A 17,357-nucleotide genomic window follows, 5' to 3' on the forward strand; every position below is an offset into this window, starting at 1 on the left:
GTGGAAGTGTAGGCGGGTTGCCGCGGGGCCGCTACGGTCAGAGAAGGAAGCTTGCGATCACATCGTTGAGGAAACGCTGGCCCAACGCCGTGGTGCGCAGGTGCCGGGTATCGTGAGTCAGCCAGCCGCGCCGGCGGCCCTCGGTCAGCGGGGCGGCGATGCGCTCCAGCGGCAGGCCGGTGCGCGCGGCGAAATCCGCCACGGGCACCCCGTCGATCAGGCGCAGCGCGTTGAGCATGTACTCGAACGGCAGCTCGTCGGCGGCCACTATGCCGTCGCCACCGATGCGTGCCGGGCCGCCCGCAGCATCCATGTACGCACGCGGATGGCGGGTCTTCCAGCGGCGGTACACCGTGCCTGCTGCGGCGTCGCTGAGCTTGCCGTGGGCGCCGGCGCCGATGCCGAAGTAGTCGCCAAACTGCCAGTAATTGAGGTTGTGCGTGCAGCGCCGGCCCGGTTGCGCGTAGGCGGAGATCTCGTACTGCCCGTAGCCGGCTTGCGCGAGGCGTGCCTCGCAGGCTTCCTGCATCGCCCAAGCGTGGTCGTCGTCGGGCAGCGGCGGCGGGTTGGCGGCGAAGGCGGTGTTCGGCTCCAGGGTGAGCTGGTAGTGCGAGATGTGCGTGGGCGAAAGCGCCACTGCGCGCTCCACGTCGGCCAGCGCGCCGTCCAGTGTCTGCGTGGGCAGCGCGTACATCAGGTCGAGGTTGAGGTTGCTGTACCCGGCGTCTTGCGCCGACTTCACCGCGGCTTCGGCTTCGGCGGCGGAATGGATGCGGCCCAGGCGCTTCAGCTTGTCGTCGTCGAAGCTCTGGATGCCGAAGGAGAGCCGGTTGACGCCTGTCTTGAGATAGCCGTCGAAACGGCCGTGCTCCACCGTGCCCGGATTGGTTTCCAGCGTGACTTCGCAATCGGTCGCGAACGGCAGCCGCTCACGCGCGCCATCGAGAAAGCGGGCGATCAGCTCCGGCGCAAACAGGCTGGGCGTGCCGCCGCCGAAGAACACGCTGACGATCCCGCGGTCGTGGACGGCCGCATCGAAGTCGCGCAGGTCAGCATCGAGATCGGCCAGCAGCAGGTCGACATAGGCGGCATAGGGTGGCGGTTCGCCGCGCAGGCCGTGCGAGTTGAAGTCGCAGTACGGGCACTTCTTCACGCACCAGGGCATGTGCACGTACAGCGAAAGCGGTGGTGCGGCGAGGCTCATTGCCAGTGCTGTTCGCGCAGCCGTTCGCGCAGCAGGACCAGCGCCTGGCCGCGGTGGCTGAGCCGGTTCTTCAGTGCGTCGTCCATCTCGGCCACGCTCTGCGTGTAGCCGTCCGGCAGGAACACCGGGTTGTAGCCGAAGCCGCCGCTGCCGCGCCCCTCGGCGAGGATGCGGCCATACCAGCGGCCTTCGGCGATCAGCGGGGCAGGATCCTCGGCGTGGCGCAGCAGTACCAGCACGCCGATGAAGAAGGCGCCGCGCTGCTTGTCCGGCACGCCTTCCAGGGCGTGCAGCAGTTTGGCGTTGTTGGCCACGGCATCGCCGTGGCCGCCGCTGTAGCGCGCCGAATACAGGCCGGGTGCGCCGCCGAGATGGTCCACGCACAGGCCGGAGTCGTCGGCCAGCGCGGGCAGGCCAGTGGCGCGTGCGGCATGGCGTGCCTTGATCAGCGCGTTTTCGACGAAGGTGAGGCCGGTTTCCTCGGCATCGTCCACGCCGAGGCTGGCCTGCGTCACGACCTCGAATCCGCTGTCGGCGAGCAGGGCGCCGAATTCCTTGAGCTTGCCGGGATTGCTGCTGGCGAGTACGAGTTTCATGGCTTGAGCTGCAACAGGTCCCAACGATTGCCGTAGATATCCTCGAAGACGGCAACAGTGCCGTAGTCCTCGTGGCGCGGAGCTTCGGCAAAACGCACGCCGCGCGATTTCATCGCGGCGAAGTCATGCTCGAAGTTGTCAGTGTGGAGGAAGAACCCCACGCGTCCGCCGGTCTGGTTGCCGATGCGCGTGGCTTGAAGGTCGGTCGTCGCCTTCGCCAGCAGGATGCTGGTTGCGGCTCCGGGCGGCGCCACCAGCACCCAGCGCTTGCCGTTTTCGCGCTGCGAATCCTCGCGCAGCTCGAAGCCGAGCACCCGGGTGTAGTACGCGACCGCTTCGTCGTAGTCCGCCACCACTAGCGCGAAACTGGCGATGTATTGAGTCATGCGTGCGGGCCGTGCGAGCGCTCAGAGCGCCAGCGCGGCGCGTTGCGCGGCAACCAGTTCGGCTATGCCCTTTTCGGCCAGCGCCAGCAGGGCATCCATTTCGTCGCGGCGGAAGGCATGTCCTTCGGCGGTGCCCTGCACCTCGATGAAGCCGCCGCCGTCGTTCATCACCACATTCATGTCGGTATCGCAGTCGGAATCCTCGGCGTAATCGAGGTCGAGCACGGGCACGCCCTTGTAGATGCCAACCGACACGGCGGCCACGGCGCCTACGATGGGGTTGCGCTTGAGGTTCTCGCGCTGCACCAGGTCGTTCACTGCGTCGACCAGGGCCACGTAGGCGCCGGTGATCGCGGCGGTGCGCGTGCCGCCGTCGGCCTGCAGCACGTCGCAGTCCAGCGTGATCACGCGCTCCCCCAAGGCCTGGCGGTTTACGCAGGCACGCAGGCTGCGGCCGATCAGGCGCTGGATCTCCAGCGTGCGCCCGCCCTGCTTGCCGCGCGCTGCCTCGCGGTCGCTGCGGGTGTGGGTGGCGCGCGGCAGCATGCCGTATTCGGCGGTGACCCAACCCTCGCCCTTGCCGCGCAGGAAGCCGGGCACCTTGTTCTCCACGCTGGCGGTGCACAGCACGCGGGTGTCGCCGAAGCTCACCAGCACCGAGCCTTCGGCGTGACGGGTGTAGTGGCGCTCGATGGTGACGGCGCGCAACTGGTCGCTGGCGCGACCGCTGGGGCGGCTGCCTGCAGGGGATGGCTGGTTCATGGGGGCGATTGGGCAAGGCTGGGTGGGAAAGTTTACCATTGCGGCCTTTCCCGCCGTCCGCAGGCCACCAATGATCCGCAGCATGACCGCCTACGCTTCCGCCGAATCCGGCGGCTCCTCTGGCGCGTTGAGCTGCGAGCTGCGCACGGTCAACCACCGTTACCTGGAACTCTCGCCGCGCCTGCCGGACGAGTTGCGCAGCCTTGAATCCGCGTTGCGCGAACGCATCGCGGCGAAGCTCTCGCGCGGCAAGGTCGACGTGACAGTGCGCAGCCGCAGCGATTCGCGTAGCGAATCGCTGCAGGTCAACAATACCCTGCTGAATCAGCTCTCCGAATTGAACCTCGACCTGGTTTCACGCTTCCCAGGCATGCAGGTGCAGTTCACCGAATTGCTGCGTTTCTCGGGTGTTCTGCAGCAAGATTCCACTGATCCTGAGACCCAGCAGGCCGCATTGTTCGAGGTACTCGACCGCGCGCTGGATGTGTTGACCGCCACCCGCGAGCGCGAAGGCGCCAAGCTGGCGCAGATCCTGCACGAGCGGCTGAACGCGATCGAGCGCATCGTGGCCCAAGCGCGCGAGTGGATGCCGGAAATCCGCGCTGCATTGCGCGCGCGGCTGGAGGCGCGGCTGGCCGACCTCAAGCAACCCGCCGATCCCGGCCGGCTGGAACAGGAACTGGTGCTGCAGATCACCCGCAGCGACGTGGACGAGGAACTCGACCGCCTCGCCACGCACATCGCCGAGACGCGCCGCGTGCTGGGCCTGCAGGAACCGATTGGGCGCCGTCTCGACTTCCTGATGCAGGAATTCAACCGCGAGGCGAACACGCTGGGCTCCAAGTCGGTGGATGCGCGCAGCACCAATGCCGCGGTGGAGCTAAAGGTGCTGATCGAGCAGATGCGCGAGCAGGTGCAGAACATCGAATAGCGTCCGATGCCGTGTAACGGCATCTGAATTTTCCTCACTAGAAAATCGAACCTGCAAGAGAGCACACCCTGCGCGCTTTCGGAATCGACGGGTTCACCGCACATGCGCCGCAGCTGCATCGCAGTTTTGCTCTCGGTTCGAGATCGCTGAAAGCGGTATGCGCGCGTGCTTTGGGCATGGCGTCGGCCCCAGCCTGCGCTAAGCAAACGCAAAGCGTTTCGTCAAAGACCCTTCATCAATCGCGAATAACGTGATCCGGCACGCCTATTTCGGGCGACGCACGAACTCACGGAGGCTCTATGACTTACCCCCTGTATCACCGTCTTGACCGGCGGCGCATCGGCGTGGCTCTGATGTTGGCTTTGTTGGGTGGTGCTGCAGTCGCGCACGCAGACGATGACTGGCATTCTCGCGATTTCCATTTCTGGCCGGGCAATCTGGTCGTCAGCCGCAGCGTGTATGACAACAAGGCCGGCAATGTCCAGGTCGGCATGATCCTGCCGGTGAATTGTGCGAATACGACGGGTGGCTGCGGCGCCGCGAGCGGCGCGCCGTACGACGGCATCTACCCGTACGTATGGAACAACGATATCTACGACGGCAGTTTCGGCATCACGGCACGCATCTATCTGGATCAACTGACGACGGACGGCCGCCTGGTCAATTCCTTGCAGGTACCGAACAGCTTGTTGCCGGCCGCGCTCGAAGGCGAGCTGGTGACCAGCTTCAGTTCGAAGTCGGAACTGGGGTTGCACTTGTCGCAGGATCGCAAGTACCTGAGCTTCATGGGCTATGTCGCACCCGTGAACGCGCTGGACGTTTCCAACTCGAATACCCCGGGCGCAGTCGATCCGACCAACCCGGACGGCCAGAATTTCTATCGCGCAGCTGCCACGGTCGATCGTGCGGGCCACTTCCATTTCACCGAAACCAACGCCTACAGCGGCAACAACGGCCGCGCCGCGATCCTGCTCGGTCGCCATGGTGCGGACTATTTCTTCACGGTCGGCAATGCCGGCAACGGCAGCAATCCACAACCGAGTGGCGTCGTGCTTGGCGCGGGCGCGCAATTCATTCCGCGCTCGTGGTTGCCGGAGATCAGCCAGCATCCAGGGGCCAGCACGCCGCTGGGCAGCTTCTCGGTCACCGCGCTGGGCCTGAAGGCCGACAAGATCGGCAAAGACGACAACTTCCGCGGCGTCACCGTGCACGACAACGTGGTGTATGTCACCAAGGGCAGCGGCGGCAACGGCGTGAACACGGTGTACTTCATCGACACCACTGGCACGGCCTGCCCGAACGGCGTGGGTGTGCCGGTCGCGGGCGCACCGCTGCCCAGCGCGCCGCTGGCCTACAACCCGGTCACGTTGCAGAGCGATGGCCTGCCCACCAACATGTGCATACTCGCCGGCTTCCCGACCACGCCCGCGAAGACTGCGAAGACCCTGACCTATCCGTTCGCGTTGTGGTTCGCCGACGACCATACGGTGTACGTGGCCGACGAGGGCGACGGCTATACCGGCGGCACGGATCTGTATGCGCACGCAGCCGCGCAAACCACCGCGGGCCTGCAGAAGTGGGTGTACAACAGCGCGAGCAAGAGCTGGTCCCTCGCCTATACCCTGCAGGGCGGCCTGCAACTGGGTCAGGCCTATACGGTGAGCGGCTACCCCACCGGCAGCAATGCCGCGACCGGCCTGCCATGGGCACCGGCCACCGATGGCCTGCGCAACCTGGTGGGGCAGCTCGACCGCGACGGCCGAGTGACGATCTGGGCGACGACCTCCACGATCAGCGGCAACGGCGATATCGGGGCCGACCCGAACCGCCTGGTCGCGATCCGCGACGTGCTGAAGAACACCAGTGCCGCCACGGCCGCCAAGGAGAGTTTCGTGACCTTGCGTGACGCAGGCTTTGCCGAGGTGCTGCGTGGCGTGTCGTTCACGCCGGATGAGGACGGCAGTGGGCGGGACAATCAGCGTTAAGCCAGGTTCGAACTTTCAGGGCTCGACGGAAATGCCGGCGCTCCTGCGTCGGCATTTTCGCTGGTCGCGCGTACAGCAAAGCCATGGCGCTTGCCGGGTAGGTGTGCCAAGAGCGTGCTCGCATCTATACTTTTTCGATGTGCGTCCATTCTTGCCCATCCTCGTTGCCGCTTTGCGCCGACTCCCTCCCGAAGCGGGAGCCATGCGCCGCGACCACGCGTGCAAATCCGCCATGTAGGGGTGGGGAGTGAGCTACGGGCCGCCAGACCTTGCACGGCAAGGCACCTTGTTCGTGGTCGCCGCGCCATCGGGCGCCGGCAAGTCCACCCTGGTCAACGCCTTGCTAGAGCGCGAGCCGGCCATCTCCCTGTCGATCTCGCACACCACGCGGCCGCCGCGGCCGGGCGAGCTGTACGGACGCCATTACTATTTCACCGAGCGCGCGGAGTTCGAGCGCGAGATCGCCGAAGGCATCTTTCTCGAACACGCCGAGGTTCACGGCAACCTGTACGGCACTTCGCGCGACAGGGTGGATGCGCTGTTGGAACAGGGTCGCGACGTGCTGTTGGAAATCGACTGGCAGGGCGCTGCACAGATCCGCAAAAGCAAGCCTGACTGCGTGAGCGTGTTCATCCTGCCGCCGTCGCGTGCGGAACTCGAACGCCGTTTGCGCGGTCGAGGTTCGGACGCGCCGGAAGTGATCGAGCGTCGCCTCGCCAATTCGCGCGGCGAGATCGCCCATGCCCACGAGTTCGACTACATCATCGTCAACGACCGCTTCGAGGATGCGCTGGATGAATTGCAGGCCATCGTGCGAGCGGTGCGCCTGCGTGGTGCGCCGCAATGCCGACGGCACGAGGCCTTGATCGCCGAGCTGCTGGCCTGAACGTCACACCGTCGCCCGGGGCGCCTCCCGGCTTGGCGCCCTTCCGCCGCTCCGCTACCGTAGTCCACTTATGAATGCTGCCGCCTCTCCCGACGACACGCTGATCCGCATCCGCGGCCTCACCACGGTGCTGAACGGCAAGAAGGTCTTCGACGCGCTGGACATGGACATCCCTCGTGGCAGGGTCACCGCGATCATGGGGCCCAGCGGCACCGGCAAGACCACCCTGCTCAAGCACATCACCGGGCAGATGCATGGCGACGCCGGGCAGATCCTGGTGGACGGCCGGAACGTGCCGGATCTCAGTCGCGAGGCGCTGTACGCGTTGCGCGAGAAGATCGGCTATCTGTTCCAGAACTCGGCCCTGCTCACCGACTTCGACGTGTTCGAAAACGTGGCTTTCCCGTTGCGCCAGCACACCAAGTTGCCGGAGGTGCTGATCCGCAACCTGGTGCTGACCAAGCTGCAGGCGGTGGGCCTGCGCGGGGCCGCGCAGCTGATGCCCAGTGAGCTTTCCGGCGGCATGGCGCGGCGCGTGGCGCTGGCGCGGGCGATCGTGTTCGACCCGATGCTGATCCTCTACGACGAGCCATTCGTGGGCCTCGACCCGATCGCGCTGAACCAGGTGCTGAAACTGATCCGCACGCTCAACGAGACGTTGGGCATCACCAGCGTGCTGGTGGCGCACGAGCTGGAGGCGATCAAGCAGGTGGCTGATCACATCTTTCTCATCGCCAACGGCAAGGTGGTGGCGCAGGGCGATCCCAGGACCATCGCCGACGACGGCTCGCCGTGGACGCGGCAGTTCTTCGGTGGCGACGCGGACGGCCCAGTGCCGTTCCAGTACCCAGCCGGCGATTACGCCGAGGCGTTGGGCTTCCCGCGGAGCGGCGCATGAACGCACGTATCGAACGCGACAACGTGGTGACGCAGGCGCTTGGCCAGATCGGCAATTGCGGGGTGTTCCTGCTGCAGATCCTCGCGGCGATCCCGCGCAGCCTGCGCTATGGGCGCGAGACGGTGCGCCAGCTGTGGTTCGTGGGGGCGATGAGCCTCACCATCATCATGACCTGCGGTCTGTTCGTGGGCATGGTGCTGGAGCTGCAGCTCTACCATGTGCTGTCGATGTTCGGCAGCACGTCGATGAGCGGCACGGTCGTGGCCATCGCGACTTATCGCGAACTGGGACCGGTGGTTACTGCGCTGCTGTTCGCCGGGCGCGCCGGCACAGCGATCACCGCCGAGATCGGCCTGATGCGCGCGACCGATCAGATCTCCGCGATGGAACTGATGGCGGTCGATCCGCTGGCCTACGTGGCTGCGCCGCGCTTCCTCGCCGGACTGGTCGCGATGCCGTTGCTGTGTTGCGTGTTCTGCGCGCTGGCGGTGTTCGGCGGTCACCTGGTGGGCGTGTCTTGGCTGGGTATCGACAACGGCACATTCTGGTCGAACATGACCGCCACCGTGGATGTGTGGCAGGACATCGTCAGCGGCGTGATCTGGAAAAGCCTCGCCTTCGGCGCGGTGGTGGCGCTGATCGCGGTGTACCAGGGTTATACCGCGCCGCCCACCAGCGAGGGCGTGGCCTACGCCACGACCCGCACCGTGGTCGCCTCGTCCATTGCCATCCTGGCGCTGGATTTCGTGCTGACCACCTTCCTGATGTGATGCCATGACGACGCACGAAAGCATTGTGGCGCCCGCGGCACATGGATGTGCCGCCCGCGATCAAGCATGCGAATGCCTGATCGGCGGAGCCAAGCCCGGACATGCGCCGGGCTTGGCGACGCGAAAAGCCGCCAGGAAGGCGGCTTTTCGAGATTCCAAAAAACCTTCGAGGATGTCGCCGTGAGCCAGAGAAAATCCTACGCCGTCGGCACCGGCCTGTTCATCGTGCTCGGCTTCGCCGCGCTGGCCTATCTCGCCACCCAGACCAGTTCGGTGGCGAACCGCCAGCAGGGCGCCAGCTACACGGTGGACGCGCAGTTCGAGAACATCGGCCAGTTGAAGGAGCGTGCCCCGGTGAAGATCGCCGGCGTGCGCGTGGGCCAGGTACAGTCGATCGGGCTGGAGCCGGGCAAGTCGGTGGCCGATGTGAAGCTGGCGATCGACAAGCGCTATGCCGACATTCCCGCCGATTCGGTGGCTACGATCTTCACCAGCGGCCTGCTCGGCGACCAGTACGTGGGCATCGAGTACGGCCACTCCAAGGATCGTGTCGCCGATGGCGGCAAGCTGGCGCTAACCCGTTCCAGCGAGCCGCTGGAGGAGATGCTCGGCAAGTTCTTCGGCGCCGGCGGCGCGGCCGACAACATCGGCGGCAGCTACAGGGTGACCGCGCGCTTCAGCAACGTGGGGTCGCTGTCGGCGGGCTCCCCGGTGAAGATGGCGGGCGTGCCGATCGGCCAGGTGGTGTCGGTGCAGGCCGAGCCGGCCAAACTCGATGCGCTGGTGACGCTGGCCATCGACAATCGCTACAACCAGATCCCAGACGACTCCGCCGCCGCGGTGTTCACCAGCGGTTTGATCGGCAGCCAGTACGTTGCGATCCAGCCCGGCGGCTCGCCGGACATGCTGAAGAACGGCGACGAGATGATCCTTACGCAGTCGGCGATGCAGCTGGAAGACCTGATCGGCAAGTTCCTGGTCAACGGCTCCGGCAGCAGCGACGGCAAGCAGGGCGCCAACCCGCCAACGCCCCCCGCCGGCAAGCACTGAGCCGGCAGCGCAACTAAATAAAGGAGTTTCCGCATGATGCGTCATCTGGCACTCGCCGTCGCCGTCGCTCTTGGCAGCGCATTCGTCGCACCGGCTTTCGCCCAGCAGGCCGCCCAGCAGGCCGCCGCCCAGCAGACCCCGACCCAGGTGGTGCAGGGCATTGCCCAGCAGCTCGATACCGCCGTGGCCGGCCACAAGGCCGAGCTGAAGCAGAACCGGGAGAAGCTGATCGGCGTCATCAACAGCGTGTTCCTGCCGCACTTCGACGTCGACTACGCGGCGATCCTGGTGCTTGGCCAACACGCGCGCGAGGCCACGCCTGAGCAGCGCTCGCAGTTCTCCAAAGCGTTCTACAACTCGATCACCCGCCGCTATGCGGAAGGCCTGCTCGACTACACCTCGGGCGCGGTGAAGGTGTTGCCTACTGCCGCCGGCGACGACCTCAACGACAAGCGCAGCGTAGTGCGCACCCAGGTGGCCACCGGCGACGGCAAGACGGTCTCGGTGGATTTCGCATTTCGCAAGACCGCCAGCGGCGAGTGGAAAGCCTACGACGTGTCGATCGAAGGCATCTCCTACATCACCAACTACCGCAACCAGGTCGATGCGGAGATTCGCAAGGTCGGTCTCGACCAGCTCATCAAGAATCTGCAGACCCAGGGCGACCAGGCGCTGAAGTCGATGGAGCAGCAGGCTGGTGGCAAGCCCAATGGTGGCTGACGATGCGTTCACGCTGAGTCGCAGCACGCCCGCTACCTTGGCGGTGTCGGGGGTCCTGGGCTTCGCCACTGCGGCGTCGGCTTTGCTCGACTTGAACGAAGCGTTGCGCGCGGGTGATCGTTCGCAGATCGACCTTGCTGGCGTGCGCGCTTCCGACAGCGCGGGCTTGGCCTGCGTGTTGGCCGTGCTGGCCGAGGCGCGTGGGCGAGGTCAGGCAGTGAGCCTGCTGCACGTGCCTGAGGGCATGCGCACACTGGCGCAGGTCAGTGGTGTGGAGGTCTTGCTGACCTGAGCGGATTCCGGCAGCGCATACGCAAAACGGGGCCAATCGGCCCCGTTTTGCGTATGCGTGAAGTGGCGTGCCTCAGTTCTTCGAGGGTACCGGCGTCTGCGCTGGCGCAGGTTGCGAGGAGCCATGCTGCTTCTCCCATTGCTTCTGCTGCTCCAGCAATTCGTCGGGATCGAAGCCCTGCTGGTCGACGCCCTGCAGCTTGTCGACGACCGCGGCCGGCGGGTTGCCGTCGTAGAGCAGGTACAACCGGCGTTGGCGGTAGGCGTCGCGCATGAACGCGTACGGATCGTAGGCCGTCTGCAGGAAGCCTTCCGCATCGATCAATTGCGCGCGCATCGACACCACGTACAGCACCTGCGGCAGGTAGTACTCGCCGAAATTGAAGCCGTGATTTTTCGCGATCAGGCTCAGCGGATCGAAGAAATAGCCGTCCACCGGATAGCGCCACATGTCGCGCAGCGTGCTCGGACCGAGCAGGGGCAGCATCACGAAATCGCCGTCGGGCATGCCCCAGCGCGCGAGGGTGATGCCGAAGTCGGTGGTCTGCAGCGGCAGGCCCAGCTTGGAAGCGGGGTCGAACAAGCCGCCCACGCCCACGGTGAGGTTGATGAAGAAGCGCCCGGTGTTGCCCAGCGCCTGCGAGGGGCGTGCCTGCAGCAAGTCGTTGGCCACCGTGACCGGCAGTTCGATATTGGTGAAGAAGTTGTCCACCGAGCGTCGCACGCCCGGCGTGGTCACCTTGCGATAACCCACGGCAGCGGGGCGCAGCACGGCCTTGTCCAACGTATCGTTGAATGCGTAGACCTTGCGATTGACCTTCTGCAAGGGATCGTCGGTGCGCGGTGGCGCGATCGCGCAGCCAGCTAGCAGCGCCACGGCGAGAAGGATCAGGCCGCGGTGCAGTGAAAGGAGTCGAGGTAGCGGAAGTATGGGCATGCGATCAGTCGCGGCCGGGGTGGGGAAGTGGCTGGTAGCGCTCGGGGGCAATAGTGTACCGACTGGTTTTATATCGTGCACGCGTTTCGTTCCGCTTTCGCATCGCGGTGGCGAAGCGCCCTCGCCATGCGCTGCTTGCGTTGCCAGCCCAGGGCGGGCTGCACTAAACTGCATTCTGTATAAGTCTCTATTCCCTAAGGATTTGGCATGGCACGCATTACCGTGGAAGACTGCCTCGAGGTGGTCGACAACCGATTCGAACTGGTGCTGATGGCGACCAAGCGCGCCCGCCAGCTCGCCAAGGGTGCCGAACCGGCGGTCAACCCGAACAACGACAAACCGTCCGTGCTCGCGTTGCGCGAAATCGCCGGCCGTCGCATCGACCAGGCCACGATCGATGAGATCGACAAGGCCGAGCGCGAGCGCGCCGAGCGCGAGGCGCTGGAGTGGGCCGCCGCCGAGGTGGACGACGACCTCAAAGGTGGTGATGATTGATGGAGTGCAGCTGTAGACCGTGCATGCATCGCATCGGGGCAGCCGATGCGTACGCACGCGCGGCCGGTTGCGCTCCCTTGTATTGCGGTGCCGCTCCCCCGGCGCGGTGCCCCTGGCGAGTCCAGCGATGACCGCCGCCAGCACGCCAGTCGCCATCGATCCCGCCGTGCTGCCGCCCTATGTGCTGGTACTCAAAGGCCAGCTCGGTTACCTGCCGGAATCGCAAATCGAGCGCGTGCTGCGCGCGTTCCATATCGGCGCGCAGGCGCACGAGGGGCAAACCCGCAAGAGCGGTGAGCCCTACATCACCCATCCGGTGGCCGTGGCCGGCATTCTTGCCGAGCTGGGCATGGATGCCGAGACCATCATCGCGGCAATCCTGCACGATACGCTGGAAGACACCGCGCTCAGCCGCAGTGCGCTGGCCAGTGAGTTCGGCGAGACCGTGGCCGAGCTGGTGGATGGCGTCACCAAGCTGGACAAGATGCGCTTCGGCAGCCGCCAGGAGGCGGATGCGGAAAGCTTCCGCAAGATGCTGCTGGCGATGGCGCGCGATCTGCGCGTGATCCTCATAAAGCTTGCCGATCGTCTGCACAACATGCGCACGCTGGGCGCGAAAGATTCCGCCTCGCGTCGCCGCATTGCGCGCGAAACGCTGGAAATCTACGCACCCATCGCCCAGCGCCTGGGCATGAATGCGATCAAGGCCGAGCTGCAGGATCTGGGCTTCCGCGCGCTGCATCCGGATCGCTACCGTGTCATCAGCGAGCGCATCCGTGCCGCGCTGGGCAACCGTCGCGAGGCCATGGGCAAGATCGAGGCTGCGCTGTCGCAACGGCTGGCTACCGAACATTTGCCTTCGCGCGTGGTGGGCCGGATCAAGTCGCCGTGGAGCATCTATTCGAAGATGCGCCACGAGCACAAGAGCTTCGCCCAGCTGATGGACGTGTACGGCTTTCGCGTAGTGGTCGAAAGCGCATTGAACTGCTACATGGCGCTGGGCGTGGTGCACGGGCTGTACAAGCCGGTGGATCGGCGCTTCAAGGATTTCATCGCCATCCCCAAGGCGAACGGCTACCAGTCGCTGCACACCGTGCTGCTGGGGCCGTTCGGTGCGCCGATCGAGGTGCAGATCCGCACTGCCGAGATGGATTCGGTGGCCGAGCGCGGCGTGGCCGCGCATTGGGCCTACAAGACCGATTCCGGCCCGGCGAACAGTGCGCAGGCGCGCGCGCGAGAGTGGTTGTCTTCGCTGGCCGACAGCCAGGTCAATACGGCTTCGTCCAGCGAGTTCATCGAGAACGTCAAGATCGACCTGTTCCCCGACGAGGTCTATCTGTTCACGCCGCGCGGCGACATCCTCGCCTTGCCGCGCAACGCCACCGCGCTGGACTTCGCCTATGCCGTGCATACCGACGTGGGCGACCATGCGGTGGCCGCGCGCGTGGACAAGAAGCTGCTGCCGTTGCGCACGCGGTTGGAGTCGGGACAACTGGTGGAAATCATTACCGCGCCGTCGGCGGTGCCGAATCCGGCGTGGCTGGAGTCGGTGGTCACTGGCAAGGCGCGTACCGCGATCCGTCAATACCTGAAGCATCTGCAGCATGAGGACGCGGTGGACTTCGGCCATCGCATGCTCGACCGGGCGCTGGATGCGCGCGGCAGCAGCCTTGATGCGATCCCTTCCGACGTGCTCGATCGCTTCCTGCACGAAGCCCGGTTGAAGCGCCTGGAAGAGCTGTTGGCCGAAATCGCGCTGGGCAATCGCATGCCCGACGTGGTGGCGCGCCACCTGCTGGCATTGCGCGACGGGCAGTCCGATGACGCGACGCCGGGCGCCGGCATGGTGCTCGAGAAGATCCGTATCACCGGCGCCGAACGGGGTGTGCTCAGCTTTGCCAACTGCTGCCATCCGTTGCCGGGCGATGCGATCGTTGGCTATGTGTCGCCGGGCAAGGGCATCGTGGTGCATCGCGAGGAATGCCCGAACGTGGTCGAGTTGCGCAAGTCGCCCGAGCGCTGCGTGGATATCGAATGGGATCGCGACGTGCAGGGTGACTACCGCGCGGAGCTGCGCATCGAGGTCATCAACCGCCCCGGCGTGCTTGCCACCATCGCCGCGGCGATCGCCGCGGCCGACTCCAACATCGAGAACGTGGAATACGTCGAGCGCGATCTTGCCGCAGCCACCCTGCTGTTCGCCATCGAGGTGAAGAACCGCAAGCACCTCGCCGAGGTGATCCGTCGCGTGCGCCGCACCGGCGTGGTGAGCGGCGTCTACCGCTATCCGCTGTGATCGGCGGAGCCGTGACGCGTTCTGACTCCGTCGTACTGGTGATCGACCTGCAGCTTGGCGTGCTGGACGGCTGTTTCGACGTTGCCGGCGTGGTCGCGCATGCCGGAGCCCTCGTGGCGCGGGCGCGCCGCAAAGGCGTGCCGCTGGCGTGGGTGCAGCATGAAGAAGCGGAAATGCCGTACGGCAGCGCGGGATGGCAACTCATGCCGGGCCTTGTGCCGGCGCCTGGCGAGGCGATCATCCGCAAGACCTGCTGCGATGCCTTCGTCGATACGCCGTTGCACGATGTGCTTAAGAGCCTGGACGCGAAGCGGCTGGTGCTCGCCGGTGCGCAGAGCGATTACTGCATCCGGACCACGGCGCAACGCGCCGTTATCGAAGGCTATCCCGTCGTGCTGGTCAGCGATGCGCATACCGCGGCCGATGCCGTCTTCGGCGGCGTGGCGATCAGTGGCGAGCAGATTGTGGCGCACACCAATCGATCCATCGGTGGCCTGGCGTGTCCGCAGGTCACCGTCGACCTCGCCACGCACGATGCCGTGATGCTCTGAAGCCTGCGGCGAGCGGCAGGCTCGTTTAGACTGGCAGGCCTGAGTGCAGTTGCGAGGTGTCCGTCATGTCGTCCCGCCAGATCATTGCCACCACCCATGCCCCCGCCGCAATCGGCCCGTATTCGCAGGCTGTGTGTGCCGGCAACACCGTATATTTCTCCGGGCAGATTCCGCTCGACCCGGCCACCGGCAGCCTGGTCGGCGGCGATATCACGGCGCAGGCTCGACGCGTATTCGACAACCTGCTGGCGGTGGCGCAGGCAGCCGGCGGCTCGCTGGAGCAGATCGTGCGCGTGGGGATCTATGTTACCGACCTTGCGAACTTCGCCGAAGTGAATGCGGTGATGGCCGAGTATTTCCAGCAGCCGTATCCGGCGCGTTCCACCATCGAGGTTTCGGCGTTGCCCAAGGGCGCGCAGGTGGAAGTGGACGCGATCATGGTGCTGGGCTGATTCGCTTCCATCGACGATGAGTCTCGCCGCCGCAACGGATGCAGGCGCGCAGCCTGTGACCAGGCTGACAGGCGTGGGGCCGGCGCTTGAAGCCCTGCTGCACAAACTGGGGCTGGAGTGCCTGCAGGATCTGTGGTTCCACCTGCCGCTGCGCTACGAGGACCGTACACGCGTCACCGCCATCGCTGATTTGCGCGCAGGCCAGAGTGCGCAAGTGGTGGGCGTGGTCGAGGCGGTGGAGCGAGGCTTTCGCTATCGCCCGCAGTTGAAGGTGGCGATCTGCGATGACTCGCGGCAGACCCTGCAGCTGCGCTTCTTCCATTTCAACCGTGCGCAGGCCGAACAGCTTGCGCCAGGTGCGCGTTTGCTGTGTTTCGGTGAGGTGCGCCAGTCGGCGCAAGGCCTGGAGATGGTGCATCCCCAGTATCGTCGTCTCGGCGCCGCCGAGGCTGTTGCGGTGGAGGACAGGTTGAGCCCGATCTATCCGACCACCGAAGGATTGGGACAGAAGCGGCTGGCCGGCGTGATCGCCAAGGCGCTTGCACTGTTGCCATCGGATTCGGCGCTGGAGCTGATTCCCCGCGACTTGTGCGCAACGCATGGCCTGGCCTCGTTGCGCGATGCGTTGCTCACCGTGCATCGACCGCCGCCTGACGCCCGGCTGGACTTGCTGCTGGGTGGTCGCCATCCCGCGCAGCAGCGGTTGGCCTTCGAAGAATTGTTGACCCAGCACCTGAGTCTGAAACGTATGCGTGCGGCCGTGCAGAAGCGCAAAGCACCGCGACTGGCAGAGGCTGGCGGCCTGCGCGAGCAAATGCTCGAATCCTTGCCGTTTGCTCTCACGGCCGCCCAGCAGCGCGTGGATGCGGAAGTGCGGCGCGATCTTGCGCAGGCGCACCCGATGTTGCGCTTGGTGCAAGGCGACGTGGGCTCGGGAAAAACGGTAGTTGCCGCTCTGGCTGCCTTGGCTGCCGTGGAGTCCGGGCACCAAGTGGCGCTGATGGCGCCTACCGAACTGTTGGCCGAGCAACACCTGCGCAACTTTCGCCACTGGCTGACGCCCCTGGGCGTGGAGGTGGAATGGCTAGCCGGCAAGCAGCAGGGCAGGGCGCGCGATGCGGCGATGCGTCGCGTGGCCGATGGCGTTCCGATCACCGTGGGTACGCATGCGTTGATGCAGGAAGGCGTGCGCTTCGCGCGGCTGGGCCTGGTGATCGTGGACGAGCAGCATCGCTTCGGCGTGCAACAGAGGCTCGCGCTGCACGACAAGGGCGCCGACCACGCGCGCGGCGAGGTGCCACACCAGCTGGTACTCACCGCCACGCCGATTCCTCGGACGCTGGCGATGAGTGCCTATGCCGATCTCGACGTTTCCACCATCGACGAATTGCCGCCCGGCCGCACACCGGTGCAGACGGTTGCGGTGTCCAACGCGCGCCGCGCCGAAGTGGTCGAGCGCATCCGCGTCGCCTGCGCGGAAGGCAGGCAGGCGTACTGGGTCTGCACGTTGATCGAGGAATCCGAGCAGTTGCGCGCGCAGGCCGCCGAGGTGGCGCACGCGGAACTCTCTGCCGCACTTGCCGACTGCAGGGTGGGCCTCGTCCACGGCCGCCTGAAGCCCAAGGACAAGCAGGCGGTAATGGATGCCTTCAAGGCCGGTGAGCTTGTCGCTCTGGTTGCCACCACGGTGATCGAGGTGGGCGTGGACGTGCCGAACGCCAGCCTGATGGTGATCGAGAACTCCGAGCGCCTTGGACTGGCCCAGTTGCATCAATTGCGCGGACGCGTGGGGCGCGGCGCCGTGGCTTCGAACTGCGTGCTGCTGTACCAACCGCCGCTGGGTCAGCTTGCGCGCGAGCGTTTGGCCGTGATGCGCGAAACCAACGACGGTTTCCGCATCGCCGAAAAGGATCTGGAACTGCGTGGCCCGGGGGAAGTGCTAGGTACGCGGCAGACCGGCCAGCTTGGCTTTCGCATCGCCGACCTGGCGCGTGATGCGCATTTGCTGCCTGCCGTGCAACAGGTGGGCGAGCGCCTGCTGGCCGAACATCCGCGCGAAGCGGACCTGCTGATCGCGCGGTGGATCGGCGGCGCGGCGCGCTACGCACGGGCGTGATTTTTGCGATCATCCCTGACCGCGAAAAAAT

Annotated in this window: 18 protein-coding genes; 13 read left to right on the forward strand and 5 right to left on the reverse strand. The window is 65.7% G+C overall.

Annotation, left to right across the window (positions count from 1 at the left end):
- Positions 1–37 precede the first annotated feature (37 nt).
- From hemW to rph, 4 genes are read right to left on the reverse strand one after another with little or no spacing between them, the layout of a single operon-like run.
- Positions 38–1,204, reverse strand: coding sequence for a radical SAM family heme chaperone HemW (hemW, locus tag ISP25_RS15160; protein WP_404615064.1), 1,167 nt, complete (start codon positions 1,202–1,204; stop codon positions 38–40).
- Entirely contained in the window at positions 1,201–1,800 is a 600-nt protein-coding gene (gene rdgB, locus ISP25_RS15165) for an RdgB/HAM1 family non-canonical purine NTP pyrophosphatase (RefSeq protein WP_404615066.1), read from the reverse strand. Before rdgB ends, hemW begins: the two co-directional genes overlap by 4 nt.
- Positions 1,797–2,186 carry a VOC family protein gene (locus tag ISP25_RS15170; protein ID WP_404615068.1) on the reverse strand — a complete coding sequence of 130 codons (390 nt, stop codon included), beginning with the start codon at positions 2,184–2,186 and terminating at the stop codon, positions 1,797–1,799. The genes rdgB and ISP25_RS15170 overlap by 4 nt, the downstream gene beginning before the upstream one ends.
- Positions 2,187–2,207: 21 nt before the next feature.
- Entirely contained in the window at positions 2,208–2,948 is a 741-nt protein-coding gene (gene rph, locus ISP25_RS15175; protein ID WP_192157937.1) for a ribonuclease PH, read from the reverse strand.
- A gap of 70 nt (positions 2,949–3,018) precedes the next feature.
- Here rph and ISP25_RS15180 point away from each other — a divergent pair, with 70 nt between their 5' ends.
- The 8 genes from ISP25_RS15180 (at position 3,019) to ISP25_RS15215 (ending at position 10,480) form a co-directional block, all read left to right on the forward strand.
- On the forward strand, positions 3,019–3,879 hold the full coding sequence (locus ISP25_RS15180) for a YicC/YloC family endoribonuclease (RefSeq protein ID WP_404615070.1): 861 nt from the start codon (positions 3,019–3,021) through the stop codon (positions 3,877–3,879).
- Between the two features lie 299 nt (positions 3,880–4,178).
- Positions 4,179–5,864 carry a hypothetical protein gene (locus ISP25_RS15185; RefSeq protein ID WP_192157941.1) on the forward strand — a complete coding sequence of 562 codons (1,686 nt, stop codon included), beginning with the start codon at positions 4,179–4,181 and terminating at the stop codon, positions 5,862–5,864.
- A gap of 247 nt (positions 5,865–6,111) precedes the next feature.
- The gene (gene gmk / locus ISP25_RS15190; RefSeq protein WP_192157943.1) at positions 6,112–6,750 is read left to right on the forward strand and encodes a guanylate kinase; all 639 of its coding nucleotides are present in this window, start codon (positions 6,112–6,114) and stop codon (positions 6,748–6,750) included.
- Between the two features lie 70 nt (positions 6,751–6,820).
- Complete coding sequence (locus ISP25_RS15195; RefSeq protein WP_192157944.1) at positions 6,821–7,648, forward strand: ABC transporter ATP-binding protein; 828 nt, start codon at positions 6,821–6,823, stop codon at positions 7,646–7,648.
- Positions 7,645–8,418 carry a lipid asymmetry maintenance ABC transporter permease subunit MlaE gene (gene mlaE, locus ISP25_RS15200; protein ID WP_404615073.1) on the forward strand — a complete coding sequence of 258 codons (774 nt, stop codon included), beginning with the start codon at positions 7,645–7,647 and terminating at the stop codon, positions 8,416–8,418. The genes ISP25_RS15195 and mlaE overlap by 4 nt, the downstream gene beginning before the upstream one ends.
- A gap of 180 nt (positions 8,419–8,598) precedes the next feature.
- The gene (gene mlaD / locus ISP25_RS15205; protein WP_404615075.1) at positions 8,599–9,468 is read left to right on the forward strand and encodes an outer membrane lipid asymmetry maintenance protein MlaD; all 870 of its coding nucleotides are present in this window, start codon (positions 8,599–8,601) and stop codon (positions 9,466–9,468) included.
- Between the two features lie 33 nt (positions 9,469–9,501).
- Positions 9,502–10,188, forward strand: coding sequence for an MlaC/ttg2D family ABC transporter substrate-binding protein (locus tag ISP25_RS15210; protein WP_404615077.1), 687 nt, complete (start codon positions 9,502–9,504; stop codon positions 10,186–10,188).
- Positions 10,178–10,480 carry an STAS domain-containing protein gene (locus tag ISP25_RS15215; RefSeq protein ID WP_192157952.1) on the forward strand — a complete coding sequence of 101 codons (303 nt, stop codon included), beginning with the start codon at positions 10,178–10,180 and terminating at the stop codon, positions 10,478–10,480. Before ISP25_RS15210 ends, ISP25_RS15215 begins: the two co-directional genes overlap by 11 nt.
- A 72-nt stretch (positions 10,481–10,552) precedes the next feature.
- Here the strand turns inward: ISP25_RS15215 and ISP25_RS15220 are convergent, their stop codons facing one another.
- Entirely contained in the window at positions 10,553–11,416 is an 864-nt protein-coding gene (locus tag ISP25_RS15220) for an MlaA family lipoprotein (RefSeq protein WP_404615079.1), read from the reverse strand.
- Positions 11,417–11,623: 207 nt separating this feature from the next.
- On the opposite strand from ISP25_RS15220, the gene rpoZ reads away from it, so the two are divergent.
- The 5 genes from rpoZ (at position 11,624) to recG (ending at position 17,326) form a co-directional block, all read left to right on the forward strand.
- A complete protein-coding gene (gene rpoZ / locus ISP25_RS15225; RefSeq protein WP_192105389.1) occupies positions 11,624–11,911 on the forward strand; it encodes a DNA-directed RNA polymerase subunit omega in 288 nt (95 codons plus the stop codon).
- Positions 11,912–12,038: 127 nt separating this feature from the next.
- Positions 12,039–14,207, forward strand: a complete 2,169-nt coding sequence (locus ISP25_RS15230) for a RelA/SpoT family protein (protein WP_192157956.1) — start codon at positions 12,039–12,041, stop codon at positions 14,205–14,207.
- An 11-nt stretch (positions 14,208–14,218) separates the two neighbouring features.
- Positions 14,219–14,758, forward strand: a complete 540-nt coding sequence (locus ISP25_RS15235) for an isochorismatase family protein (RefSeq protein ID WP_404615082.1) — start codon at positions 14,219–14,221, stop codon at positions 14,756–14,758.
- A 65-nt stretch (positions 14,759–14,823) separates the two neighbouring features.
- Positions 14,824–15,210, forward strand: a complete 387-nt coding sequence (locus ISP25_RS15240; RefSeq protein ID WP_192157960.1) for a RidA family protein — start codon at positions 14,824–14,826, stop codon at positions 15,208–15,210.
- Between the two features lie 16 nt (positions 15,211–15,226).
- Positions 15,227–17,326, forward strand: coding sequence for an ATP-dependent DNA helicase RecG (gene recG / locus ISP25_RS15245; protein ID WP_404615084.1), 2,100 nt, complete (start codon positions 15,227–15,229; stop codon positions 17,324–17,326).
- The last annotated feature ends 31 nt before the right edge of the window (positions 17,327–17,357 follow it).

The sequence above is a fragment of the Rhodanobacter hydrolyticus genome (assembly GCF_044904645.1).

Bases quoted from the DNA above. Each gene is read 5' to 3' on its own strand.
- ISP25_RS15210 (WP_404615077.1), top strand. From the start codon at position 9,502: ATGATGCGTCATCTGGCACTCGCCGTCGCCGTCGCTCTTGGCAGCGCA.
- ISP25_RS15195 (WP_192157944.1), top strand. From the start codon at position 6,821: ATGAATGCTGCCGCCTCTCCCGACGACACGCTGATCCGCATCCGCGGC.
- ISP25_RS15180 (WP_404615070.1), top strand. From the start codon at position 3,019: ATGATCCGCAGCATGACCGCCTACGCTTCCGCCGAATCCGGCGGCTCC.
- mlaE (WP_404615073.1), top strand. From the start codon at position 7,645: ATGAACGCACGTATCGAACGCGACAACGTGGTGACGCAGGCGCTTGGC.
- recG (WP_404615084.1), top strand. From the start codon at position 15,227: ATGAGTCTCGCCGCCGCAACGGATGCAGGCGCGCAGCCTGTGACCAGG.
- ISP25_RS15170 (WP_404615068.1), bottom strand. From the start codon at position 2,186: ATGACTCAATACATCGCCAGTTTCGCGCTAGTGGTGGCGGACTACGAC.
- ISP25_RS15215 (WP_192157952.1), top strand. From the start codon at position 10,178: ATGGTGGCTGACGATGCGTTCACGCTGAGTCGCAGCACGCCCGCTACC.
- ISP25_RS15240 (WP_192157960.1), top strand. From the start codon at position 14,824: ATGTCGTCCCGCCAGATCATTGCCACCACCCATGCCCCCGCCGCAATC.
- ISP25_RS15220 (WP_404615079.1), bottom strand. From the start codon at position 11,416: ATGCCCATACTTCCGCTACCTCGACTCCTTTCACTGCACCGCGGCCTG.
- rph (WP_192157937.1), bottom strand. From the start codon at position 2,948: ATGAACCAGCCATCCCCTGCAGGCAGCCGCCCCAGCGGTCGCGCCAGC.
- ISP25_RS15185 (WP_192157941.1), top strand. From the start codon at position 4,179: ATGACTTACCCCCTGTATCACCGTCTTGACCGGCGGCGCATCGGCGTG.
- ISP25_RS15230 (WP_192157956.1), top strand. From the start codon at position 12,039: ATGACCGCCGCCAGCACGCCAGTCGCCATCGATCCCGCCGTGCTGCCG.
- hemW (WP_404615064.1), bottom strand. From the start codon at position 1,204: ATGAGCCTCGCCGCACCACCGCTTTCGCTGTACGTGCACATGCCCTGG.
- rpoZ (WP_192105389.1), top strand. From the start codon at position 11,624: ATGGCACGCATTACCGTGGAAGACTGCCTCGAGGTGGTCGACAACCGA.
- rdgB (WP_404615066.1), bottom strand. From the start codon at position 1,800: ATGAAACTCGTACTCGCCAGCAGCAATCCCGGCAAGCTCAAGGAATTC.